Annotated in this window: 21 protein-coding genes and 1 pseudogene; 9 read left to right on the top strand and 13 right to left on the bottom strand. The window is 45.5% G+C overall.

From position 1 onward, the window contains the following. Positions 1-98 precede the first annotated feature (98 nt). From QFZ81_RS31265 to QFZ81_RS31245, 5 genes are all read right to left on the bottom strand, one after another. Positions 99-380, bottom strand: a complete 282-nt coding sequence (locus QFZ81_RS31265; RefSeq protein WP_307438165.1) for an ArsR/SmtB family transcription factor — start codon at positions 378-380, stop codon at positions 99-101. Positions 381-759: 379 nt separating this feature from the next. Further along, on the bottom strand, positions 760-1,839 hold the full coding sequence (locus QFZ81_RS31260) for an ABC transporter substrate-binding protein (protein WP_307438167.1): 1,080 nt from the start codon (positions 1,837-1,839) through the stop codon (positions 760-762). Positions 1,840-1,887: 48 nt separating this feature from the next. Continuing rightward, on the bottom strand, positions 1,888-3,051 hold the full coding sequence (locus QFZ81_RS31255) for an amidohydrolase family protein (protein WP_307605784.1): 1,164 nt from the start codon (positions 3,049-3,051) through the stop codon (positions 1,888-1,890). A 34-nt stretch (positions 3,052-3,085) separates the two neighbouring features. After that, a complete protein-coding gene (locus tag QFZ81_RS31250; protein WP_307438170.1) occupies positions 3,086-4,678 on the bottom strand; it encodes a PucR family transcriptional regulator in 1,593 nt (530 codons plus the stop codon). Beyond that, a complete protein-coding gene (locus QFZ81_RS31245) occupies positions 4,678-5,949 on the bottom strand; it encodes an amidohydrolase family protein (protein WP_307605781.1) in 1,272 nt (423 codons plus the stop codon). Before QFZ81_RS31245 ends, QFZ81_RS31250 begins: the two co-directional genes overlap by 1 nt. Positions 5,950-6,425: 476 nt before the next feature. Here QFZ81_RS31245 and QFZ81_RS31240 point away from each other — a divergent pair, with 476 nt between their 5' ends. The 4 genes from QFZ81_RS31240 (at position 6,426) to QFZ81_RS31225 (ending at position 11,492) form a co-directional block, all read left to right on the top strand. Next, on the top strand, positions 6,426-9,101 hold the full coding sequence (locus QFZ81_RS31240; protein WP_307605780.1) for a YhgE/Pip domain-containing protein: 2,676 nt from the start codon (positions 6,426-6,428) through the stop codon (positions 9,099-9,101). 44 nt (positions 9,102-9,145) lie between these two features. Further along, entirely contained in the window at positions 9,146-9,373 is a 228-nt protein-coding gene (locus QFZ81_RS31235) for a hypothetical protein (protein ID WP_307438177.1), read from the top strand. A 266-nt stretch (positions 9,374-9,639) separates the two neighbouring features. Then, positions 9,640-10,314, top strand: coding sequence for a phosphatase PAP2 family protein (locus QFZ81_RS31230; RefSeq protein WP_307438178.1), 675 nt, complete (start codon positions 9,640-9,642; stop codon positions 10,312-10,314). Then, positions 10,311-11,492: an MGDG synthase family glycosyltransferase gene (locus tag QFZ81_RS31225; RefSeq protein ID WP_307605778.1), complete on the top strand. Its 1,182-nt coding sequence runs from the start codon at positions 10,311-10,313 to the stop codon at positions 11,490-11,492. The genes QFZ81_RS31230 and QFZ81_RS31225 overlap by 4 nt, the downstream gene beginning before the upstream one ends. A gap of 425 nt (positions 11,493-11,917) precedes the next feature. On the opposite strand, the gene QFZ81_RS31220 is transcribed toward QFZ81_RS31225, so the two are convergent. The 4 genes and pseudogenes from QFZ81_RS31220 to QFZ81_RS31205 all read right to left on the bottom strand — a co-directional run bounded on the left by QFZ81_RS31220 (position 11,918) and on the right by QFZ81_RS31205 (position 15,462). After that, the gene (locus tag QFZ81_RS31220; RefSeq protein ID WP_307438182.1) at positions 11,918-12,826 is read right to left on the bottom strand and encodes an ArsR/SmtB family transcription factor; all 909 of its coding nucleotides are present in this window, start codon (positions 12,824-12,826) and stop codon (positions 11,918-11,920) included. Positions 12,827-13,321: 495 nt separating this feature from the next. Next, positions 13,322-13,606 (bottom strand): annotated as a pseudogene (locus tag QFZ81_RS31215) (hypothetical protein); the annotation flags it as partial. A 122-nt stretch (positions 13,607-13,728) separates the two neighbouring features. After that, the gene (locus QFZ81_RS31210) at positions 13,729-14,742 is read right to left on the bottom strand and encodes a LacI family DNA-binding transcriptional regulator (protein ID WP_307438184.1); all 1,014 of its coding nucleotides are present in this window, start codon (positions 14,740-14,742) and stop codon (positions 13,729-13,731) included. A gap of 132 nt (positions 14,743-14,874) precedes the next feature. Further along, entirely contained in the window at positions 14,875-15,462 is a 588-nt protein-coding gene (locus QFZ81_RS31205; protein WP_307438186.1) for a P-loop nucleotide/nucleoside kinase family protein, read from the bottom strand. A 200-nt stretch (positions 15,463-15,662) separates the two neighbouring features. Here QFZ81_RS31205 and QFZ81_RS31200 point away from each other — a divergent pair, with 200 nt between their 5' ends. From QFZ81_RS31200 to QFZ81_RS31190, 3 genes are all read left to right on the top strand, one after another. Beyond that, positions 15,663-16,889 (top strand): serine hydrolase domain-containing protein, encoded by a 1,227-nt coding sequence (locus QFZ81_RS31200; RefSeq protein WP_307438188.1) that lies wholly within the window; start codon positions 15,663-15,665, stop codon positions 16,887-16,889. Positions 16,890-17,043: 154 nt separating this feature from the next. Then, positions 17,044-17,616, top strand: a complete 573-nt coding sequence (locus QFZ81_RS31195; protein ID WP_307605776.1) for a 2'-5' RNA ligase family protein — start codon at positions 17,044-17,046, stop codon at positions 17,614-17,616. A gap of 90 nt (positions 17,617-17,706) precedes the next feature. After that, positions 17,707-18,186: an 8-oxo-dGTP diphosphatase gene (locus tag QFZ81_RS31190; RefSeq protein ID WP_373462727.1), complete on the top strand. Its 480-nt coding sequence runs from the start codon at positions 17,707-17,709 to the stop codon at positions 18,184-18,186. Positions 18,187-18,266: 80 nt separating this feature from the next. On the opposite strand, the gene QFZ81_RS31185 is transcribed toward QFZ81_RS31190, so the two are convergent. Next, a complete protein-coding gene (locus tag QFZ81_RS31185; protein ID WP_307605774.1) occupies positions 18,267-19,010 on the bottom strand; it encodes a GDSL-type esterase/lipase family protein in 744 nt (247 codons plus the stop codon). A 193-nt stretch (positions 19,011-19,203) separates the two neighbouring features. Here QFZ81_RS31185 and QFZ81_RS31180 point away from each other — a divergent pair, with 193 nt between their 5' ends. Beyond that, positions 19,204-19,470, top strand: coding sequence for a DUF3024 domain-containing protein (locus QFZ81_RS31180; RefSeq protein WP_307605772.1), 267 nt, complete (start codon positions 19,204-19,206; stop codon positions 19,468-19,470). A gap of 52 nt (positions 19,471-19,522) precedes the next feature. Here the strand turns inward: QFZ81_RS31180 and QFZ81_RS31175 are convergent, their stop codons facing one another. Genes QFZ81_RS31175 through QFZ81_RS31165 form a run of 3 tightly spaced genes read right to left on the bottom strand, consistent with a single transcriptional unit; the run spans position 19,523 to position 23,924 of the window. Next, positions 19,523-20,491 carry a sugar ABC transporter substrate-binding protein gene (locus tag QFZ81_RS31175; RefSeq protein ID WP_307438195.1) on the bottom strand — a complete coding sequence of 323 codons (969 nt, stop codon included), beginning with the start codon at positions 20,489-20,491 and terminating at the stop codon, positions 19,523-19,525. Next, a complete protein-coding gene (locus QFZ81_RS31170) occupies positions 20,466-22,109 on the bottom strand; it encodes a response regulator (RefSeq protein WP_307438196.1) in 1,644 nt (547 codons plus the stop codon). Before QFZ81_RS31170 ends, QFZ81_RS31175 begins: the two co-directional genes overlap by 26 nt. A gap of 6 nt (positions 22,110-22,115) precedes the next feature. Next, complete coding sequence (locus tag QFZ81_RS31165) at positions 22,116-23,924, bottom strand: sensor histidine kinase (RefSeq protein ID WP_307605770.1); 1,809 nt, start codon at positions 23,922-23,924, stop codon at positions 22,116-22,118. Between the two features lie 260 nt (positions 23,925-24,184). Between QFZ81_RS31165 and QFZ81_RS31160 the strand changes: the two genes are divergently transcribed. Then, the gene (locus QFZ81_RS31160) at positions 24,185-25,219 is read left to right on the top strand and encodes an ABC transporter substrate-binding protein (RefSeq protein WP_307438202.1); all 1,035 of its coding nucleotides are present in this window, start codon (positions 24,185-24,187) and stop codon (positions 25,217-25,219) included. Positions 25,220-25,279 lie beyond the last annotated feature (60 nt).

Raw genomic sequence — 25,279 nt, 5'->3', positions numbered from 1 at the left:
TTTCTAGATCCATTGAAATATTGTTTAAAAAAATATCTGCAGCAGATATAAGGGGTATTTTTATATTTCTAAATATGTAGAAATATAAAACAAAAAAACTAATCAAGTAAATAAGGCACAAATTTTTTAGCGTTTTCCCAATTTACGGTGAAGTATACGAACGTTCCTTTTTTTTGAGAGTCAAGCAGCCCACAGTCTGTTAATTGTTTCAAATGATGAGACAGTGTGGATAAGGCTACCGATTCCAAACGGTTTTCAAGTTCTGCGGGGCATAAATTACTTTCTTTGATCAGGATCTCAAAAATTTTGTAACGAGTGGGTTCGCCTAACGCTTTATGAACTTTCACCGCTTGCTTGGCTTCCATACTGACATCAACCATCGTAGTTTGCTCCTTTCTGTTGTTTCTATATTCATCGAAATAAGAATAGCATGCCTCTGTGTAAAAGTAAATACCTGCGCGTGTTGCCTTGCAACCCTACGTTGTGAGCTTTGACCACTGTATGCGCTACATGGGGAAAAGGCTGAGAAGCCGCTTTAAGATAGCTCGGAAAGCGAAACGGGTGATGCAGCCAGACAAAGTAAGGCTGAGAAGTCATTTTCCGAGCTAAAAGTTGTTGTAAGTAAGCGGCTTGTGTGTGAAAGCGCGGAAAACGAGCTTTCAATTTGTGTAAACTGAAATAGGCTCGAAAACCGAGCCTAAAGTAAGCGGAACCCGCTATGTAGCCGGAAAAAGTAGGCTGAGAAGCCGGTTTCCAACACTACTTAGCCATCAAAAACTCATTCGTATATAAATCCTTAACCGGGATGTCATCCTTAATCATGCCGGCTTCTTTCATCTGGCTTACGAGTGTTTTCCAGCGATCTTCGGACATGTAGCCAACGCCGTGAGTTTTGGCATCGCCGCCGAAGATAAAATCTTTCGCAACGGCTTGTGCATCTTTCAAGTGATCCACGTCGTAATCCTTGTTTACTCCGTTAAGCGCATTGTTCACTTCATCGGCATGAGCATAATAGTAGTCCCAGCCCTCAGTTGTTGCTTTTAAGTATCTTTTGATCAAGTCCGGATTCTTTTTGATGAAGTCATCGGTTGTGATGACGACGTTGCCGTAGGGGTTGTAGCCAAGGTCGGCATTGAGGAACCAAGCGACGTCGACACCTTGTTTTTTCAGGACGTAAGGTTCATTGGTTGCAAAGCCTTGTGTGATGGAGTCTTTATCTGCGCTAAAGCCAGCGAGGGAGCCGGTGTAATTTTGGACTTGGACTTTATCGAGTTTATATTTGTAGCTGATGTATTGCCAGAAGGGGAAGCCTACAGCTGTGTAGACTTTGCGTCCATTTAAATCTTCTATTTTCTTAATACCGGAATCTTTGTGATAGATGAGGTTCTGTGGATTGGTCTGCAAGTTTGCATAGATCACTTTAACCGGGATGCCTTCTTTGCGCGCTAGTACGACTTCGTCGGCGTTAGCCATCGCAAATTGTACCTTACCTGAAGCGACTAGCTGAATGTTGGATACTTGTGGTCCGCCTTGCTGTAGGGTGACGTCTAGACCCGCTTTCTCATAGAAATGGGCGACTTGCGCGGCGTAGTGTCCGCCCATTTCCGGTTGCGCAAACCAGCTCATCGCTTGGGTGACTTTATCCGTTTGATTATTGGCCTTGGTGCTCTCTGTAGGGGGAGTTCCGCCTGTGGTTGATGTTGATGTTGAAGTTGTGGTCGTTGAAGTTGATCCAGCTGTCGTACTTGTTGTTGCCGTATTGCTCGTTCCACAAGCTGTGAGAAGGATGACCATGCCGATGGCGGTTGAACTGACCTTTATTGTCCCCAGTAATTTCATTGAAATCTCCCCATTCTCTCTCGGTTATTTTCACTCTTAAAGTCACCTTTAAATCTCCCAAGCACTCTGCAGCTGTCTCCCGGCAACTGGGACGCCTCGCACGCAGACGATCTCACGTGGTGGAGCGGTAGCTATCGCATGCTCAGCATTTATCGCATCTAGCAATATGAAATCTGCAGTGTCTCCTATCTGGAAAGCAGCTGCTGTGGAACCTAAGTAAGGATAAACGGAACGCAGCCGCTCATCGTCATTCCAGCGGTTCATGTCCGCCATTCTTCGGCCTCTCGCAAGCTGGTCGGTAAAGCCGAAGGGTGTCCAAGCATCCAAACCGGTATGATCAGAGCCGACGTAGACTCTCACGCCTTGCGAGGTTAACTGCGCTACGCGGGGCATCGCTGAGTCAATGGGAACGCTTGTGACAATAGCGATGTCCAATGTGCCTAGCCGTTCTGCAATAGCCAAGGATTCAGCTCCTGACACCTGGCCTAAGCAATAGGCGTGGCTGACCGTTACTTTGCCGTTTTTACCACTCTGCTCGGTGTAGTTCATAACGCGCTCTAAGGTGAACAGACCAAGATGCCCGGGATCGTGCAAATGAATATCGACCTCCGCGTCATGGGCCACACTTAGATCGAATATGGCACTCAAGCAGGCTTCTATATCCCGGTCAACGCCTGCGGGGTCAACGCCCCCAACGATAGATGCTCCTTCTTGGAGTGCTTGCTTGATAAGGCTAACCGACTGTGAACGGATTAATCCTTGCTGGGGGAAAGCGACGATTTCGATGTCCAGCGTGCTTTTGAACTCCTCCTGAAGCCCTCGAACCATCTCAAAATGCGTCAGCCCAATCTCGGGATCGATGTCGACGTGGACGCGAAGCCGTGTAGTTCCGAAGGCCAACATTTGCTGTAAAATCGCTCGTGCACGCTCCTTCTGCCCGCTTTTCATAGGCGCTAGCAGATCCTTTTCCATTTGAAACTGTTTAAATAACGAATCAACCTTTCCTCGTGAAACCCACTCTCGATCCGGGAAAGCTTTGTCCAAATGCACGTGATAATCTTTAAAAGTAGGCAGCATCAGCATCCCTTGTGCGTCCCAGGTAATCTTCTCCTGATCACTCGCTCCAGGTACGATTTGGGCAATGATGCCTTGGTTCAAATAGATGTCGTGCAGGCCTCCGTTAACATGAACGTTACTTAACCACTGTCCCATGATTACTGCTCCTTTCATCCTAGCTCCAACCCTGCTAGTGCTTGCTAGTTTGCAAATAGTTTCGGAAAAGAAAGGCCAACTTTAAGCGCAGGACGTCACTCATTTTTTTGAAATCCATCTGTAGGATGTCAGCAATTTTCTCAAGTCGATAAGAGACTGTATTTCGATGTATGAATAAAAGTCGACTCGTTTCATTAATGGAACCGTCATATTCGAGGTACACCTCGAGCGTTAAAGCCAGCTCCTGATCAATATGCTTGTTATTGCCGTAGATGGGCTCAAGGACGTAATTGTAGTAGCTGCGCATCGCTTCCTCCGAAAGGTGCTGGAACAAAGAGAACAGCTCGATGGATTCATGATGCAGAACGGTTTGGTTCATGCGCAGCCTGTGGGCCACGCGACTAGTTTCCAGACATTCCTTATAGGCGTCGTAAACCAGGTCCGGATGAGCCTTGGCTCGACTAACCCAGCAATTCAAGCCTGAAGCGGAAGTTCTTGTTGTCAAACCAGATAGGCAGGATGTAAGGGCGGCGATAAATTCTTTCTTATGGAACAATTGCTCCTCGGGTAAGGAAAAGATCGAAAGCAATCCTTCGGCGATATAGAGGTGCTCAGACTCATAATGCTGCATCGTGGGGTGATAAATGAGCTCCTGACGCACTTCATTCAACAACCTTTTGGCAGTTGGATGCTCGGGTGCGACCGTTGTGAACACACACTGATAAGTGCTGGAAAGCACACTGAGGTGATAGGTCTTGCAGCTTTTCATAAAATCATGAAAGGAAAGCTCTCTCCCGAAAAAGTCTGTAAACACCTGACTAAGCGCATGCTGTCGAGAGGGATCTTTGCCCTTTTGAATATCCAAACCAAGATGAAACGTTAATATTTCGGCCGCTTGGTGAAATAAGGCTTCCTCTTCTTTGAGTGTGAGCGGAGAATTCAGATACACTTTGAAAAAGCCAGTGCATCCTTGAGGGTCCATCAAAGGAATGCGAAAGCACCGCGTATCTCCGAAGCCTTCCCATTGCACGCTTTTGTGCCATGGCCACTGATGCAGCAGTATTTCTTCCGCCCACGAGGTGTTATGAAATAGGACATTTCCGCTGTGTCCGAACACGGCAATGGGCTGCCCTAGAATACCCGAGATCATATGAAAAATATCCGATGATTCTTTATGTCGCAGTGCAAACTGCATGAGCTGCTTTTGTTTTTCTAGGACGTTTTGCAGTTTTTTGGTCGTTTTGGTGTGTTCAGCGTTGAAGAGAGCATCCATCTGGTCGGAAAAGGTGAATTCATACGGCAGCTCAAGAATGGGGATATCTAATCGATTCGCTTCATCGAACAATTCCTGTGGAATTTGAGACCAGTAGCGGCCTACCTTAATGCCGAGGCCAGCACCGCCGCGTTCGTCTAACATGCGTAATAGCGTTAAAGCCACTTCCAGGTGATCTTTCATGGCGAAGGCGGTGGTAAAAAGCATCTCACCAGACTTAACCCAATCGCCGGCATCGGGAGCATCCATCACATTGACGGATCTTAAAATGCGGGACACGCCTTTCTGTCCAGCGACCAGCTTCGCACGAGATAACGGGTAAATCGTTAGCGCTTCTTCGACGGTCAGATGCATCAGGAACCCACCTTTCTTTCATCAAAAGCCGCAATTTCATGGTAAAAGGTTGTTTGTTTCATGGTAGAAGCGACGAGTTTACCTTTCTTCCATACGTACAGCCTCGGGGCGCGTTCGTAGACAACACTCCGTAGGTCAAAGGCATCACATAAGACAAGATCTGCGTATGCGCCAACTTGTAACCCGTAATGATCGATCTGAAGGGCTTGTGCGGCTCGAGTTGTTGCCATTTCGACGATCGTGACCACATCCTGTTTGGAACCCATATAGGCGGTTTGGGCGAGAAGTAGTCCAGTATCCATGGGGTCCGCGGTGCCAAAGGGGGTGAAAGGATTTTGAATATTATTGCTTCCAAAGATCACATTAGCGCCTTGCTCTAACAGTAAGGAGACAGGAGTTAAACCGCGGCGAGGGCGATGGTCATCACCACGACCATTTAAGTAGAGATCCGTTGCTGGCAAACACATGACGTGAATGCCCGCATCTGCAATTGACTTGCAAATTTCTTTGGCTTGCTCGTAAGGGAGGGATCCTAGAGATGTGAGATGTCCAACGCTGACGCGCCCCTGCATATCGTACTCGTGCGTCATTCGAATGATCGTGAGAATCGCCAGCATTTGCGGGTCATCGGAGAAATCCACATGCAAATCTAGAGGCTTGTTGAAGGTATGGGCTAAGTTGAAAACAGTGCTTAGATGCTCTTCGAGATTCGGATCTTGATAGGTAATGCCGCCAACCACATCCGCTCCAAGCTGTAAGGCTGTTTTCAACAGTTCTTCTGTACCTGGCTGCTTAATGATGCCTTCTTGAGGAAAGGCGACAATCTGTAAGGTAAGTGCGTCGTGGTAACGTTCTTTCAGCTCCAACATGACTTCGAGGCCGATGAGATTAACGATAGGGTCAATTTCCACATGACAACGCATGTGCGTAACGCCGTGAGCTATAGCTTGTTGAATCACTTGTGTAGAGCGAATCTCGATATCTTCTTTCGTGAACGTGCGTTTCATCTCCAAGGTCGATACCATGGCTTGCTGTATCGTGAGGGCCTCTTCTTTCATTTGATTCAAAAGAAAAGCTTTATCCAGATGGATATGCGGTTCTATGAATCCAGGGAGTAGAACGCGTCCATGGGCTTCTATAATATTTCCTCCGCTGTAGGAGTCAGGTTGATGCTCACTCAGGAAAACAATTCTTCCCGCTTTAATGCCTACATCCATGAATGTGCTGAAGTGAGGATTAGTGAAACGTTGGATGATCAAATCTGGCTCCATGCCACTTCACCTCGTGATTATGTTAATTAATCTAACGTTAAATTGATTTGTTAAGTGAATTATAGGTCCGTCATGTAAATTGAGTCAATTTAATGTCAGGATAATTGTGTATTTTAATAAAATAGGTCCTGAAATTGTGATTTTGTAAATTTGGTGTATGAATAACTCACATCTCCTCCCTCTTTTTACGACTTCATGCTGATTACTTTATAGTTATCCACAAAGTTACCCACAATATCAACATGTCCACAGAGCAGGCTGTGTACAATAAATCAGACATTCTATACACATATCCACAGGACAACTTATCCACAACCATGAAGGGTTCTAACATTCAGGAGAACTCCTTTAGATGGATTCCAATGGGGGGATTCTGGATATTCTTTTGTGTGGTCTTCTCTTATATGGCAAAAAAGTGTATGGTATCTTAGGCTCAAGGTAACATTAACCATATCGTTGAAAGTTGTGGAGGTATTATGAAGAAAATTTTGAGCATTTATTTAACGGATCTTAGGAACTTGTGGAAAGTGCCCACAGGTCTTTTTCTTATGATTGCACTAGCTATTTTACCGTCTGTGTATGCCTGGATTAATCTAGAGGCGATGTGGGATCCCTATGCCAATACGTCTGGTATCAAAATTGCGGTAACAAGCAAAGACGAAGGGGCAGTTGTCGCAGATAAAGCCATTAATATTGGTAATGAAGTTGTGGATAATTTGAAAAATAATCATTCTCTGGGTTGGACGTTTGTGAACGAGCAGGACGCTCTGGACGGTGTTGAACAAGGGGATTATTATGCAAGTTTGATCATTCCGGCCGATTTTTCGCGAAAAATAACAAGTATTGTGGATGGATCGATGGAAAAGCCAGAGATTTTATACACGGTAAATGAGAAAATCAATGCGGTTGCGCCTAAAATTACGAGCAAAGGCGTTTCCAACGTGACTGCGCAAATCAGTGAAAATTTTATTAAAACGGTGAGCACGTCTATTTTGACGCGAATGAAAGAGCTCGGTATCGATTTGGAGAAAGAGTTACCTACAATTCGGAATATGGAGTCAAGGATCTTTGAGCTGGAAAAGCGCTTGCCGGAAATTACGGCTATGGGAGACAAAGCGCTTGAGATCGAGCAGAAGCTGCCCGAAATCAAGGAAAAGGGGCAAAAAATCGTCGAACTAGAGAAACGGATTCCCGAAATGGATCGGGCTGGAGATACGATTCTAAAGATTGAAGAGCGTTGGCCAAAGATTGAAGCAGCTGCGCAAGAGGTATTGGTCATTCAGCAAAAACTGCCGGAGATCCAGCGGGCCGCTGATCGTATCGCAGAACTGGACCAGAACTTCGGCAAGGTCGAAGAGGCTCTAAACACAGCGATTGATAAATCAAGCAAGGCGGACGAAATTGTTACCGCGGCGTTAAACACCCTGCCTAAAGTAGAGGCCATTGCTGCGCAAGGTGGTCCGTTTGCAACCCAATTGGCCAACTTTTTACAAAATAATGATGCGGCGTTCCAAGCGCTTATCCCTGTCGTGAAGCAGAATTTGATATTACTTCAACAGACAGCCGATGCGGTAACTCAGCTTACTGGCTTGCTCCAGGATGCTAATCTTGACCCGCAGAAAGCTTTGGCTGCTGTAGGGCTGCTCACGGATCGCCTTACTGCGGGCGTGGCGGTCATCGACCGAACAGTCGACCTGCTTACGCGTTTGAACACCTACTTACCGAATGGCCCGCTTACCGATTCCATCGACCGTTTGAACAGTGTCAAATCCAAGTTCAATAACCAACTTCAAACGTTAAGTAAGATCCAATCGGCCATTCAACGCGGGGAGAAACCAGCGAAAGAACTTGTGGATAATTTGAATGCATTGTCCAAAGAGGTGAGCAGTGCATTAAGTAATATCTTGTCGCGCTACGACTCAGAAATTGTCCCGAACATCACCAAGGCACTAGGTCAACTGAAGTCTATCGCCCAAAACTCAGCTGCTGTGCTGCAGACACTGCAGTCCCAACTGCCGAACATCAAAGAGATCTTAGTGGATGCGCAGAGCGGCATTCATTTCGCGCAAGCTCAGCTCGATATGCTGCAAAAGGATCTGCCGAATATCCGTACGAAGGTACATGAAGCGTCAACGACCCTTCAGACCAAAATGAACGAGTTCACCAATGCGATCAATGAAGCCGCTCCGTTCGTCCGTAATGATCTTCCCAAAGCCCGGCAAAAGCTGCATGAGGCAGCGGACTTTGTGCGCAATGATTTGCCGGCGGCTGAGGATGAAATCCGTAAATTATCTGATCTGTACCAGACGAAATTTCCGGAGGTTGAGAGTGCCGTTCATCTAGCGGCCAACCTTGTGCGCAACGATTTGCCAGCATTTGAGGCGGCTGTCCGCAGAGCAGCAGATCAAATCCGTAAGGTGGAAGGCGGGGGCAGTATCGAAGAAATTCTCCGACTGCTGCAAAATGATATTCAGAAGCAAAGCGATTTCTTCGCGAATCCTGTGCTGATTAAAGAGGATAGGCGTTTTCCTATTCCGAACTACGGGTCGGCGATGTCGCCCTTTTATACAACGCTATCCCTGTGGGTAGGCGCAATGATGCTTGTTTCGATGATGAGAGTGGATGTGGATAACCCGGACGGCCTGCTGAAGCCTCGCCATATCTACTTTGGACGTATGCTCATCTTCCTGACAGTTGGGTGTCTCCAAGCCATCATCGTTACACTCGGTGATATGTACCTCCTGGGCACATATGTTATGGATAAGTTCTGGTTCATTCTGTTTGCCATTCTTATCAGTAACGTGTTCATAACCATCACGTACACATTGGTCTCCGTATTCGGGAACATAGGCAAAGGCATTGCGATTATCTTCCTTGTGCTTCAGTTTTCCAGCTCCGGCGGCACTTTTCCGGTTAGCACAGCTTCGCCTTTTTTTCAAAAGCTTAACCCGATCGTTCCGTTCACTTATGCGGTAGGTATCATGCGCGAGGCGGTTGGTGGTATGCTGCTCTCCGTGGTACTTAGAGATGCGTTCTTCCTCTGCGTGTTCATTGTGATTTGCTATGTCATTGCTCTAGCACTGAAAAAGCCGCTCAGCGGCTATACCCAGAAGGTTGCGGAGAAGGCGAAGCAGACGAAGCTGATTTCTTAAAGAAAGTTAGGTAGCTTGAACTAAGCTAAGGGGAGGGGGAGTTTTTGCTGAAAACATTATTACTGGCGGGGGCAATCTTACATGCCACCTGTCCAAAAATAGAGGTGTTTGACATTGATTTAGGTAAGGTTACGAAGACCACTTCCTCATCTAAACAAATACAAGAGGAAGTTCTGGTCTGGCTAAAATCGATCAATGGCATAGACGACAAAGTGAAATTTGAACCTCCTCCACATGGCATGGTGATCAAAATGCCATTATCTCCACCTTGATGCTGATCCTAGCCCGTTTATAAAACGTATTTCTAGCGATCTGACAGAAATAAATAAGCATATACTTACTTCACTAGCCTTTTAGACTTGTGCCTTAGTCACAGGTCTTTTCTGTGTATTTTTCCTTTATGCAAAAAATAGAACTTAGACTTTGGTCTAGGTTTTTTCGCGACCTTTGGCTAACGAAAGACAGTACCTTAGTGCGTTAAGAAGTCATTGGATCTCTTTTATAATGAAGATAACGTAAAGGAGAGCGAGGAATTGATGTGAAAAAAACTTCGTGGTGGTCGTTTATAATGGCATGCAGCGGCTTGCTATTGATCCCCCTAGTGGGACTCATCTACATTCATCTGAATCAGGCGGACGGGGTGGCTTACAGCTTAGTTACTGATTTGGATCGGCAAATTCCGTTTATGAAGAGCTTCGTAATACCTTACCTGTCTTGGTATGGATTTCTGTTGGTTGGGTTCTTATATTTGGCTTATAAGGATCGCAGCATGTACTATAAAACACTTTTTCAGTTCATAATGGGTCTGCTCCTGTGTTATGGGGTATATGCTATATATCAGACAACTGTTCCTCGGCCGGAGCTAACCGGAAGCGATTGGCTGCTGCAGATGGTACAGTGGGTGTATCGCACAGATCAACCGTTTAACTGTTTTCCGAGTACGCATGTGTTAACTTCGTATTTAATGATGAAAGCCTACTTAAGATCAACAACTATACCTTGGCCCTATAAAATAGCCGTTACGAGCATGTCATTGCTCATTATTGTATCGACGCTGCTCGTAAAACAGCATGTTCTTCTGGATATTGTGGGCGCAGTACTGGTTTCTGAGGGGGTCGTGTACGTCGTGGAACGTTTTAGAATTGGTTTGCTGAAAGATTCGGTGGCTGTGAATACGCAGCAGCGAAAGTTCGAAGGGGGACTTAGAAGATGAAACGTAGGGACAAACTATTAATCCTGACAGGCAGCCTAGGGGACGGGCATAATAAAGCAGCGCAAGCGATTCTGGAGGCTGCACGGTTTTATAAACCGGATGTGGACGTGAAAGTGGTTGATTTCCTAGAGTGGACGCATCCTTACCTGCATTCGGTGGGCAAATACTGCTATATGCAGTGGGTGAAAAGTCTGCCTTCGGTTTACGGGTATTTGTACCGCAAGACGCGAGAGGATAATACATTGTCCCATATGTTTAAAAAGATGAAGTCGTTCAGCACCGATAGGATGCTGGAACTGCTGCAAGAAGAGGAGCCGACGGAAGTGGTCTGCACCTTTCCAGGGGCGGCAGCGGCGATGTCGTACTTAAAATGTAACGGTCTGACCACGGTGCCTACTGTGACAGTGATGACCGATTATACGGATCACAGTTACTGGGTGCATCCCGGTACGGATCGTTATCTGGTTGGTGCCGAACATGTGAAGCAATCGCTTCTTCGTTACCGGATTCCGGAGCAGCGTATTATGGTGACGGGGATTCCGATTCGAAGGCCTTTCACGCAAACGTATGATCGTAATGAACTCCGTGATAAGCATGGTTTGCACCGTGATATGCCTACCGTACTGGTGATGGGCGGCGGGCATGGTTTGATCGGCAAGCAGTTCAAGTCTGTGCTGCAATCAGACGATTTGGCGGTGCCGGTGCAGTTTGTATTCGTTTGCGGGCGCAATGAGAAGCTGAAGCAGCAGCTAGAGGAGGAGCTGGGCGGCGAGAAAACGCGTCATCGTGTGATGGTAACAGGATTCGTGGATCATGTCCATGAGCTGATGGCTTTATCCGATCTGATCGTGACGAAGCCGGGAGGACTTACCGTATCCGAGGCGCTCGCACTCGAGCTACCGATGATGCTGTACAAGCCGATACCTGGTCAAGAGCAGGATAATGCGGCATTTCTTGTTGGCCTTGGAGCGGCGATTGAAGTGAAGAATGCGGTGGAGCTGAAAAGACAATTGCTTGAGGTTATCGCCAACCAGTCTTTGCTGGTGAGACTTAAAAAGAATGCCAAGCTTAGTCAGCATAACCAAGATGCTCTTCACACGCTGAATGCGATATTGGATACTCACCATCATTTCATCCCTGCACTAGATGGCCTGCAGCTAGCCTATGCAAATGTGTGATACGTTAGGCTATCAACAATCGATGTAAAGTTTGCTTTGGTTTGGGAGCCCCTTTGTCCCTCTTTTTCCCCTTCGAAAAGCACCGTACTTTGGCTCGAAATGTACAGGTGCTTTTTTGTTGTCAAGTTTGTTGTCAATGTGGGGTTTTCGCAGATTTTTCATATATAAATTTGTGAATTGAGGGTTTACTTGACGTGTTGTTGTTGTCAACATGAGTGGAAACCCCGTGAAAACGGGCTGCCACTGACAACTGCCGCTACGTGCGCTTCGCGCCGCATCATGGCCAGGCATCATGGCGAGAATCACGGCCGGCACAACGGTCAGTACCGCAGCCAGCACTATGGTCGGCACCGCGGCCCGCACCATGGCCTGCCCCCGCGGCTTCTCGCATTTCGCACCCGAAGGGGCTCATTAACTACATGATCTTACTTATCCTCATGCATCGTAACCACGATGTCTTGCTCATAATTTCCAAATTGCTTGCCGAACAAAGTAATGCCGCCGCAGTTTGTGGAGTCTTCTAAGGATGCAATTCGAAAATGGATGTCTTTTGCGAAAGAAATATCTAAGTCTTGGATGGTGATATCGGAAATCTTCGTTCCGTCCAAGAATGAGCCTTGCGGATTGATGGTGATGATTTTCAAAAGACCATGCTGAGTGAAACCATTTCCCCACCAATCCGGGGATAGCACGCCTCTTTGCTTTCCAAAATCACCAGGGCTCGTCCACTGACCTAGGGGAGTTTCGTTGATAAAGAAAGAAATATCGGATGGCCAATTCTCGTTAAATCCCGGGGCCTCGGAACAGATTTCAAAAGAAATTTCCATGGAGCGAAGCTTCTGATTGCTGTGAAAAAAGTTAGGTATTCTATACTCGACATAACCGCTCCCGAACCAGAGGATACCGGCGTGCACATGTTGGGGATCAGCAAAATATCTGGGGTCATCAATGACGCCAATGATTTGCGTAGGCGAAGCAAGACCGCACGTAGGCCTCACCTCGAAGGATGAGTATTGGCCAACCGGAATTGAAATCGTATTCGTCGGATGTTCATACGGTTTCTTTGCTTTGAACTGAAGCGTCGCAAGCTCGAGCTGCAGATAACATACTTTCTGTGTCCCGCGAACACCTGTCATACTTTCGGACGTAACAATTCCGGCATGCTCTAGCTTCTGTATATGCTTAGTCACAATAGCAGATGAAATCTCCAACCGCTGTGATAATTGTTTAATATTCAAAGGTTCTTCACCCAGTAGCTCAATGATTTTCACTCGGGTCTCCGAGGAGAAACATTCCAGGAAGAACATATTTTTGGTCGAAACCTCAATTTGCATAGTGGAACCTCATTCTATTGTTTTTATTCATTGTATAACTTGTAGGTTAATTAAACAATGTTAAAACTGTGTATAAACTGCGAGTTTTGCTCAACTCCGATGTCCGACTAATGGTCGCTCAATTTATGAATATCTAACTAGTTGCTACTCAATTAGTACATATCAAACCAATAAGAATCCTCAACACGCCGAGATGTTGTATTTTGTGCAACAACTCCTAGGCGCTTTCTTTGGACAAATTGGCTTTTTGTTGTACCGCGTACAACATTATGGTGCGAATCGCTCAAAAATAGGCGTTTTAAGCTCAAATTGTTGTACGAAATACAACAATAGCAGGCCAAAGCAGCGTGAGGTAGATGTATTGTTGCACAATATACAACTTGGACTGAGTGAACTCGGGGATTTTCAATGCATGTCTGATTAGTGGTTGCAGAGATCAAATAGTGCCTATGAAAAATACTTGGTGAGTCTGTGCATTCTTGCTAAGCGCTAAGAGCGGTCCATATCTTTGATATGGCTTTGGTAGCCGTCACACTCAATTCCAAAATAACCGATTGGGGTAAGGAATGCAAAATCGAGGAACTGTGACTTACGATTCCAATCGTAAATCTCATATTCCGGATGTAGGTTGTCGAAGTTTCCGAATAGCGGCCACCATACCTGTTGGAGCAGCAACTTTTCTGCATAGTTGTGCCCCCTTAGTAAACGGCCCTTTCTCTCACCAGTTCTGCGTGCATGATGGTTTTCTATGAACGACTGATGTGCTTGTTCAAATGGCATTTGGGTACGCCTCCTTATAAAAGAATAAAAAAACGCCCTTGCGCCACAGGGCTCAAGGACGTTCTTCGTCTATTTGACATTATAACATTTTCCAGTAGACAGAGGAATTCAAAAAAATATTTCTATCCAAGCACTTTACAAGAATCACGCTCGATGAGTTCTCCATAAATGGAAATCTTCGCAGGGCTTCCGCCGAAATCGATTTTGCGAATGAGAAAATCCACGGCTTCATTGCCGAGCTGTTCCCGCTGCACTTGGATCGTCGTTAAGCGAGGAGCGATCATTTGAGCCGCTTCAATGTCGCCAAACCCAACAACGGAGATATCCTCTGGCACCTTGTAGCCTTTGGAAATAAGGATTTGAATGAAGGAAATCGCAATACGATCATCCGCACAAAACCAAGCTGTCGGCATAGAAGGCATCGCATCGAGATGATCTGCTAACTCAATGGGGGTGGAATTTAGCGCCTCCAGTGGTGAAGGATTAACGATATTGTGATTCATATCGATTGCCAGCCCTGCATCAGACATGGCATTTTGGTACCCGGACCAACGTTCCCTGAAGCTCTTCGTCCTACTAATCGCACCGATAAAACCAATCTGCTGATGACCTTTGTCAATGAGATGAGTGACGATTTTGTAAGCCTCTTCGGCATTCGCCGTTACAACAGCGTCAAACTGTAAGCTATCGTAATAATGATCCACCGTAACGAGGGGAATTCCCAAGTCAAAAAGCTTTCGTACATAGTTAAGATGAAGGACGCCAACGAGGAGTATGCCGTGAAATTCAATTTCATGATAAAGCTCCGGCAGGATGAGTTGATCCTCCATCTCTTGTGTAACACTGCAAATAATGGCGTTGTAGCCATTTTCTTTGGCTCTTTTTTCTATGGACCAGAACACCTCGTAGTAGAAGATTTTATCATTACGAATGTTTTCAGGGATTAAGACGAGCAGGTTGCCGCGTTTCTTTTTTGTTTTTGTATCTGTCCGATAGTTCAACTGATTAGCTGCTTCGAAAATACGAAAGCGCAATTCTTCGCTGACGCCAGCTTTATTATTAAGGGCCAGGGAGACGGCATTCTTGGAAATGCCTAGCTTATCGGCTATGTCTTGCATGGAGGTTTTCGAATTCATTTTATGTACGGCCCCTTGAGAAGTATGTAGATCCTATTTTGTATTCTATAATTATAGGAGTATTTTGTAAAGCAAAGTCAATTCATAAATCACTTTACAAAATAGATATTGTCAATGTTGTTCTTTGGATCATTAGCCTCTATAAATGAATTTCTCAAGTACATCTAGCTTTACAGATGAAAGCGGTCCTGAATTATCGAAATAGAGAATCGAAGAGGGATCAATTAGCCATTTGATTTCTCTGCGAACGAGCGACTGGCTAAAATGCTTCCAGTTGTCCAGCTTCCAAACATCTAAAGCGGAGCCTCTAGTCTGTATACGTTCTTGGTAGGCTTTCTCGCTTGGTAAATAGACAAAAACAGCCCTAACGCACACATCGTTGATCGTAGTGCCGACGTTTGAAAGTTCCTTTTCCAGCCAAAGCGGATCTGCTAGTTCTTTGGTGAAAGGTCCGACTACAATGGCATCCAAGCCTAGTTCAAGATTCTCAAGTGCTGCGTCCATCGTTATGCGGTATCCCAAATCGCGACAGTATGTCTTATATGTGGGGGAATCCCGGTCGTTCGGGTCTTGTCCGGCAAGGGTCATGATCGCTTCTGCCGCGGGTCGGAGCAGCGTATCCATGTCCAAAAAAGCTCCGCCGTGCTTGCGTGCCCATGCTTTGGCGAGTGTCGTTTTCCCTGCACCGGCAGGACCTATGAAAAATATGAGTTTTCGCATGACTAACCTCCGAATAAGGTTTCCTTTTAAGGGGATTTGTACGAATATTGTAACATATGTGGGTGCAAATCACATGAAATTCAGCAAACGTTCAGCTAATATTAAGGTTCTATTAAGGTTTAAGCCATAATTAGTTCACACTTATCAAGTAAAATACTTAGCACAGGGGGCTAAAAACCATACTGGAAGGAAAGATAGAGATGAAAAACAATAATAAACCACTTGTCGGAAGTGGAAATAAAACAGCAGCCCTTTCTTTGTCAGCGTCTGGAACCCAAAATAAACAAGTTCATATTTTGAACAAATCGATTCCACAAATGACTATCAATTCTGATAGTATTTCGGCAAAAACGGCAAATGATTGGCCTACACAAGGTTGGAAAACATCTACGCCAGAGGCGCAAGGGATGAACTCGGCTGGACTAGCCAAGATGCTCGAAGTTTTTCGCGACCAGCAGGTACATAGTGTAGCGGTAATTCGTAACGGGCATTTGGTTGCTGAAGCTTATAATGAGAGTACCCAAGCTGATTTGCCGCAAGATGTGAAGTCCGTGACCAAAAGCGTGACGTCAGCATTGATCGGTATTGCCTTGTCTGAGCGTAAGCTGATAAGTCTGGATCAGAGGCTTGCTGCTTTTTTTCCTGAGCTAGAAAGTGATCCACTGAAGTCTAAGATCATGTTAAAGCATTTGCTTACTATGACCTCAGGGCTAGCGTGGAACAATGAAAATGAACAATCCTCAACTGAAATGATGTACTCATCGGACTGGGTGCAAAACGTTCTGGAACGTCCGGCTAAGAACCAGCCTGGTGCAATGTTTAATTACAGCAATGGTGATGCGCATCTTCTGTCTGCTGTACTGCAAAAGGTCACAGGCGAGTCCATGTTTGACTATGCCAAATCCCGCTTGTTCGAGCCGCTTGGTATAACAGATGTAAACTGGAATCATGATCCTGGGGGCTGCACGATTGGGGCTTGGGCTATGGCTTTAACGTTAAGAAACATGGCCAAGATTGGCTATCTGTATCTGAAGGAAGGCCAGTGGGAAGACAAGACCATTATTCCGAAGTCATGGATCCGGGAGTCGGTGACTAAGCGTATATTCCTCAATTACAGTAATGGTACACAAGGTGGGTACGGCTATTATTGGTGGTCCAAGCCTTTGGCTCAGGGGCTAGTCAGAGGAAGCAAAAAGCAACATGAAGTGTTCTATGCATCTGGTTCAGGCGGAAGACGCATATTTGTCGTCCCTGATCTGCAATTAGTCGTTGCAGCTACAGCGCATTCGGCGGATGTGGACATGCCGGAACAACTGCTAAACCATGTGGTTCAATCTATTAGATCGGATAAGCCGATTCAAGAGAATTCGGAAGCTTTTGCTGGACTGGATCAGGCTATTGAGGCTTTTAAGATGGGATTAGAGTAGACTTAAAAAGTTTATAGAAATAATGAAGGAGCTGCCGTGGCAGCTCCTTTTTTTTGCAAATTATGTGAGTGGAAGTTCGTAAAAGTGCAGGGATATATTGGAATTAATTGAATTAATAATTAGGGAAGCAAATGATACCAGGAGGATTATTTAAGTGGAGAGTAACAAAAATCCATTCGCTGTAGATTCATACATTGTTCTTGATATCCCTGAAGACATAGCACAGAAAGTAATGAATATTCGAAAACATAATAAGGATCAATTTAGACTGTCATTACCTGTAGAAATAACAATTACTGGTTCAAGCGGAATTGGTGTTATAGACCATAATGAAGATCCGGAAAAAGTATTTAATATTGTAGGGGAAATAGCGGCCAGTATTCCACCTATAAGAGCCACATTTGGTAATGTTATACGATTTCCGTATACAGATATATTTGTGTTAACACTTAAAGATGAGGGACCTTTCAAGAAGTTTCAAAAACGATTAGCTGATTCTGGTATTAGGTTTAAGGAGAATCCTTTTCCATATAAGCCCCATTGTACATTAAGAGGTAGGTCACCTGTGACAGAAGAAGAGGCAGAACAACTATATAAAGTCTCTATTACAGAGGAGTTTTATCTGAATACATTCTCTATATATTCATTAGGAACTGATAATGAAAAGGTGAATTTGGAAAGACTACAATTCGGTAAACTTCTAGGAAAAAAAAGCAAATTATTTTGAGAGTAAATCAATGAGGGCATTGAAAGATCAGAGACAACAATATTGGAGTTGATCATTTTGTCAGTGAATGTAACGCACAAAATATATACAATGTGTATGATACAAGATGGAACTAGAGTTTTATTAATGAATAGACCAGACAAACTAGGGTTTCCAGGATACATAGCACCGGGAGGTAAGGTTGATTTTCCAGAGAGTATAGTTAATGGGGCAATTCGGGAAGTAAGAGAAGAGACCGGCTTAATTATTAAAGACATTATTTATAAAGGTCTGGATGAGTTTTGCGAGCCTAATAAAGGGCTAAGGTACATGGTATTTAATTATTTGGCCACTTCATTTGAGGGAGATATACTCAAGAATCCTCCAGAAGGGGAGCTATTGTGGGTAGAAATCGAAGAAGCATTAAAGTTACCTATGCAAGATTGGTTTAAGCGAAGATTTCCTTTGTTCTTTGAACAGGGAACGTTTGAATTGAGTTTTGTATGGGATGAGAAAAGCAATGAAACATTAGAAGAGACTATTAAGAGCTATGCTGTAGGTGAATTCAAAGAAGTTGGATCCATCAACTAACATGCGGCGCAAACGCGCCTTAAACTAGTAAGGGTTCGGGAATACAACAAGGTTATCCGAAAGAACCGATTAAAAATCTTTTAAATGATAATTCCTTTTTCCGATAAAGTTTTGCGCAAAACATCTGTCATTATGTTATAGCCGAGCACATTTGGATGAAGGGAGTCGTCAGACAATTCCGATCGCAACGTTTTGCCGTCCGGACCCACGAGATTGGCATGATAGTCAACATAGATAACTCCTTCATAATCTGCCATATGTTTTAGAGCTCGGTTTGAGAATGCAAGTAGTTCATTACGAACACCCGTGCTGTTGTTGGGACAACGAATCAACGGTTCGAAGGGGAAGCAAGGAATATCTCTGCCAGTAGGCAGGTTCGAACCGACAATTGGTATTATGCCGCTGCTTTTGGACAATCGAACCATCGACGTGATATCACTTAGAATCTCATGATTGATTTGTTCGGGTGTTCTTCGTTCGCGCATGTCTACAGCATCAAGTCTCCATGTATTATTCGTTCCCCCTAGAATATGGACATATTGGGGCCTTAATTGAATAACATCGGCAGGAAAACGTCGAAGCATAATCGGTGTGATGTCTCCCGAAATCCCGCGGTTGACAATGAAATTGCTGGATGAACCGAAATAGACTTGTAAATCCCAAAATTGTGTGATGGATTCACCAATGAAAACTAAATTAACTGCGATATGATGAAACAGGATTTGCTCGTTAAAGCCGTCATAAGCGGCACGCAAACGGTCAGCGGCTGCATTGAATGAAAAGTTGCCTGGCCTGATGAGTGGTACTCTTTGTCTAGCGGACAAAAAATCCCCTACTTTCCGAATAATCGTTTCAAATTATGTGTATAAGAAATTCTTGTATAAAAGAACAGGAACGAAATAGGTTAAAATAAAATATTTGATTTTTGTAAGATTAAGTCATTCAAGAAGCACTTGAGTTTATAAAGCAATATGACTTATATTTTGAAGATAATCTTAAATGATATGAGGTGCAATTATGTTTGACGAATTCACAAAGAAACGATTAGAAAATATTTTACAGGAATATATTGGAAAGAAGATACCCGAGCATTTAAACAATCAGATTCGGATGGTGTATAAATTTAGAGGGAACAATGTGACACTTATCGAGGAAAGGGAACCCTATATTGGTACTGAATGGACGCAATTTGATATTGCGCAATTCAGATTAGAATCAAATGAATGGAAGTTGATAAGGACAATACAGGAGTGTTTTGGGGATAATACTGCGAAAGCTGTTTGAAGACCTGCGAACGATAATAAAAAGCCTATTCTACGAAAGAATAGACTTTCATCTAATTTTTGTTCGTATCCTTCGCTGGAAGCTCCGTCATACCCGTATCAATCCATGGCGGAAGCGTCTTACCCTCTGCGGCCATCAGCAGATGATCGATGAGGAGGTTGCCCCACTGATGTTCATTCTCTGATATAACGGAGACCATCTGCCCGTTGATTAGAGCCTCCTTGACTTCAGGCGTCAAGCCAATAGCAAGAACACTTCGGTTTAAGCCTGTAGCTTTCCAAAATAAGATCGAAGCGGAGCTTGAGATGATATCCAGATTGACCAAAGCATCAAAGTGAGGATGCTCGTCGATCATCCCTTCCAGATCCTTTAGCGCCTGCTCGCTGTGCCCTTCGTTGTAGCGAGTCTCTAATACTTGGATCTCTGTTTGATGTTTAACATAATGGAGCAAACCTTCCAATCGACGACTGTATAAGTTCATCTTGGCTATACCGGACTCGATGAGGATCATTCCTTTGCTCTTCAGGTGCAAACTTAGCATTTCCCCCATCCGAATACCTTCCTGAAATGGATCAGCACCGATAAAGGTCAGCCGATCACTATCCGGGGCATCGGATTCAAAGCAAATGACTGGAATGCCGGCTTGAACTGCTTTATTAATGGTAGGAGTCAGCGCCTCGGGGTCAATAGGATCGATTGCGATTCCGCTTACCTTTTGTTTTATCATCGTCTCCATCATCCGGATTTGCTGTTCTAGGTTAATTTCATCCGGAGCCTTCACGATCAACTGAATGCCCTGCGGCTTTGCATCGCGTTCGGCTAGTTCTGTAATCATCTCATAGAAGGGATGCGCCATCGGATAAATGATTCCAAAGGTGCGAACGGGCGTCTGCTCCTTCGCAGTTGGTACGGGCGTCCGTTCAGGGGCAGGCGTGCTTGTTGGTGAGATGCCCAGGCATCCGGAAAGCAATATAAGCGCTAGCAACGTAAGCCGTTTAACCTTGGTCACACCACGTATCAATAGCCTCAGCCTCCTCACCTATCGGGCCAGACAAGGCTTCTCCCAAACTCCTTGATTTTCTAAATTCCTTTGTCGTCATTCCGGTAACCCGTTTAAATAGATTGGAAAAATAGTGGGCATCATTATAGCCAACCTGATAAGCGATCTCATAAGATTTCGCAGAGGTGCTTTGCAGCAGCTCCATCGCCTTGCGGATGCGGGTTTGTGTCAAATATTCGATAAAAGTTTGCCCGGTCTCCTGGCTGAACACCTTGCTGAGATGGCTTGGGCTAATCGTAACATGCTCGGCTGCATCCTGGAGGGAAATATAGTCCTTGCCATAATGGTCTTGGATATATGCCTTCACCTTTCTCAGCATTTCGCCGTATTTATCGCTCGTTCGGGAGCGCCATGCCCAGAACTGCTCCGTAAGCTTAACGAGAAAGGCGCAGGCCTCCGCCCAAGAACGAATCGTTTCAATCTGCTGCTGCAGCGGATGAACCATCTCCTCGGGTGCCTCCACATGCCGATACATGTCTTTGGCAGCTCGGAAAACCTCCAGCGTCAAGTCGTTCAAAATATAATAGCCAATGGGGGAGGCATGCCAGTCGAGGTCCAACAGCCCGGAGGCATATTCGTTTACAAAGCTCTTAAGCTGTGCGGGAGTGCCGATTTTCAGGAAATCGACGAAGCACCCCCGGTCGAGGAAAACGGAAGGGTCCAGTCGGCCAGCGGTGGTTTTCCACAGGTCGTGTCGATTTTGACGTGCGAGCCGCCTCCAGTGCATATCCTCCTCCGCCTCCAGAAAGGACAGATGTACGCCCTGCAGCCGTTCTTGAACACTGCCGATGCCAATCGTAATCGTCCCCACTGTTCCAGTAGAAGCTTCAGCGGTCAAACGCTGAAGCTCCTTCAATGGCTGCAGCTCCTGCTGCAGCTGTTCAAGCGAGTCCCCTTTCATAATCCAAACCGTCTCCGTGCGGCTTCGCTTGCACATGAGTATATCGGATCTTTCCTGAAGAATTCGGTAATCCCTAAGTAACACCTCATCTGAGGGCTGCTTCTCGAGGTCACGGTTATCAGAGATCGCAACGACGTAGTAACGCGCAACAAGGGGCAGGGATAAGGAAGCGCTGAGATGGATGGCTTCCGTGGTAGAGAGGAAGCCGCTGCTTAGATCATTCAGCAGCTTATCCCGGGAGACATGCTTGGTTTCGGCTTCACGCTGCTGCAGCTTATCGATTCGCGTCTTCTCCTCACGCTCCTTATCGATCTTCGCGCTGACTTTCTTGAGCAGCTGGATAATATCCGATGCGCTGACTGGCTTGAGGCAATATTCCTCTACACCCATGTGAAGGGCCGTTCTTGCATATTCAAACTCTCCATGACCGCTCAAGATAATAATCTTCATGTCCGGGTACTGTTTCCGCACAATATCGCTCAGTTCTAGCCCATTCATAAACGGCATCATAATATCCGTAATTAATATATCCGGACACAGCTCCTCGATAATCGGCAGTGCGACTTCTCCATCGGAGGCATCCCCACAGTAGACAAAGCCTTCCTTCTCCCAATCAATACAGTCCCGAATCGTTTCTCTGATCAAAATCTCATCGTCGACCAGCATTATTTTCTTCATTGGTCCTCACCCCAGCTGCATTGGTATTCGAATCATGACCGTAGTGCCTTCCCGTTCCCTGCTGTTCACCTGCACACCATACGCTTCTCCGTAGTATAAACGAAGCCGCTGATGCACGTTATGAAGCCCAAAGCCGCCGGATACTTCCTTGCCCGTTTCCTCTGGGGGATCAGGCTGAGATAAAGCAAACCTAAGCTCCTCCAGCCGAGTCTCCGACATCCCGATGCCGTTATCCTCAACGACAATGAGGATATCCCGGTCCTCATCCATAACCCCCCGTACTTGAACCATCCCTTTACCGCGCTTGTTTTTGATACCGTGGTAAATCGCATTTTCGATAATCGGCTGCAGCGTCATCTTCAGAATCGGGTAGCTATACAGCTCGGAAGCTATGCAAATGTCATATTCTAGAATGTCTCTGTACCGCATTTGCTGAATGACCATATAGCTTTGTACGTGCTCCAGCTCTTTTTTGATGGTGATCCAGTCTTTTCCCTTGCTTAAGCTTATGCGGAACAGGCTGGACAAGGACTGAACCAATGTAATCACTTGATCCTTCTTGCCGGACTCAGCCATCCATATAATTGACTCCAACGTGTTGTATAGAAAATGTGGATTGATTTGGGCCTGCAGGGCGCGGAGCTCAGCTTTCTTTATTTCCTGTTGTTCTTGAATGCTCTGCTCCAGCAGCCTCCGAATTTTACCTAACATAATATTAAAGCTGTTCCCAAGATCTGCGATTTCATCGTTGCCGGAAGGGACGACCTTGGCTTCAAGAAAGCCGGAGGCGGCCAGCTGCATTTTGTTTTTCAGCACATGTACCGGTCTAGTAAGCCGGGTAGAAACGAAAAAATGAAGGGAAATCGCAAAAATAATACTTAGTACCACACTAATGATAATTAATTGGCGTATGGCATTGGCTTCCTCAACGATTTCCTGTAAGGGTACGATCCCCACAATACCCCACCCAGTGGCTTTGGAATGGGAAGCAAAGACGAACTTGGGCTTTCCCTCCGATTTATCAATAAAATGGGTTTCCGGTCCTTTAAGAATGGAGGTTAGTTCATCTGAAACTGGCAGCATTGCCTGGTTAGTCAGTGCCGAAGGCATAAAAATGGGTGTACCCGTTTCGTCCACGACATAGAAGAACCCGGTTTTGCCGATGGTGACGTTGTCGCAAAACCGTTTGACGATGCTGTCGTCCAAATCAATGATGATAAAACCGATGACCTCATGGGTAATGCGCTGCTTTACTGTAGTCATGATGGAGATGACATTCTTATCCTTGTACGGAAACCCATCCAATCGATCCATGGAGGAGGATTTTGAAGAGGGGATGTTAAGAACCGCATTCGGGTGGTTCACCAAATAGGCGAGATTCTCATTGCGCAGCGGATTGCGATCCAGCTGAAATACACCCTTTCGTTCGCTAATTCCACGTCCATACAGGTTGATCATCGTTATGTTCAGCACACTATCGTATTGATACGTTTGGCGATAGGAACTCATCGTCCGCAGAATGTCCTTAGCATCCTCATAGGAATCACTTTGGGAGAAAAGAAAATGGAGCACTCTAGGGTTTTTATCGAGCTCCAACAGCTTTCCTGTATCCCTAAATAGGATGTCGAGATCTAGGGCTAGCTGATCTGCAACCAGCATAGTTGACGCTTTACTATTCTTAAACACGGTGTTGAATGACTTCTGATGAGAGATAAGCCCTACGGAGATTAAAGGAATACAAGTCAAAATAACAAACATGGTCAACAGTTTCGCGCGCAAACTGGAGGATAGCCATCGGAGCAACGCCATAGGCATTCGTGACCTTTCTACTAATATAGTGCAGCGTTTCTTGTATTCAAATTATGAGGTATAAAATATGAAAACGCAATCATTAGACAAGAAACTACACTTCTTAACAAAGAAAACAAAGGAATTAGGGCTTGGCTCTCAAACAGCCTGAAAAACACATAAAAATTTATAAAGACGAGATATGAAACTCCGTATACCCTCGATCTGTAAGCGTCTTATAATCAGGGCACACCAACGATAATGGTGAGTCAAAGGGAGGAATGAATATGAAAGTTACTAAGAAAATGGGGCTCGTAACCGCTGCGGTGATGATGATGTTGACAGCAGCGTGCGGAAGTACAACCGGAACGACAACAACAGGGGCTAAGCCAGCAGCGACAGAGAACACGGCCAAGACCACCCCGGCTCCGGCTCCGGCAGACAAAAAGATTACGCTCGGCTTTGCCCAGGTTGGTGCGGAGAGCGGCTGGAGATCAGCGAACACCAAGTCGGTTCAGGATTCGGCGAAGGAAGCCGGCTTTGATCTTAAGTTCTCCGATGCACAGCAAAAGCAGGAGAATCAAATCAAGGCCATCCGCACGTATATTCAGCAAAAGGTTGATGTGATCTCGTTCTCCCCTGTGGTTGAATCCGGTTGGGATACCGTGCTTAAGGAAGCGAAGGATGCCGGCATTCCCGTCATTCTTACAGACCGTGCGGTTGATTCGAAGGACACCTCCTTATATGTCTCCTTTATAGGCTCTGACTTCGTAGAAGAAGGCCGCCGTGCAGGCAAGTGGTTGGTGGATCAATCCAAGGATAAGAAGGAAACTGTGAATATCGTTGAGCTTCAAGGGACGACAGGCTCTGCACCTGCGAATGACCGGAAGTCCGGCTTTGAAGAGGTGATCAAGTCTAATCCGAATCTTAAGGTTATTGCTTCCCAGACCGGTGATTTCACCCGTGCGAAAGGGAAGGAAGTTATGCAGGCATTCCTGAAGGCAAACAAAAAAATCGACGTTTTGTATGCGCATAATGATGATATGGCCCTTGGAGCGATTCAGGCCATTGAAGCAGCAGGCTTAAAGCCAGGCAAGGACATTATCATTATCTCCATCGACGGCGTGAAGGACGGCTTTGTTGCAGCAAGCGAAGGCAAAATTAACTTTATCGTGGAATGTAACCCGCTGCTCGGACCACAGCTGATGCAGGCTGTACGCGATGTGCTCGGCAGCAAGCAAATTCCCAAGCGAATTGTAACCAAGGAAGGCGTATTCACCTCTGAGGATGCGAAACGTGAGCTGGCTAACCGACAATATTAATTAACAAAAAAAGGATCAAAGCCGTTCCGATCGAGTTATCTGTGTGGAGCGGCTTTTATT

This window comes from Paenibacillus sp. V4I9, from assembly GCF_030817295.1.
Classification (GTDB): Bacteria; Bacillota; Bacilli; order Paenibacillales; family NBRC-103111; genus Paenibacillus_E.
The sequence above is the reverse complement of the archived record's forward strand: the minus strand, read 5'-3'. Positions and strand labels throughout refer to the sequence as shown.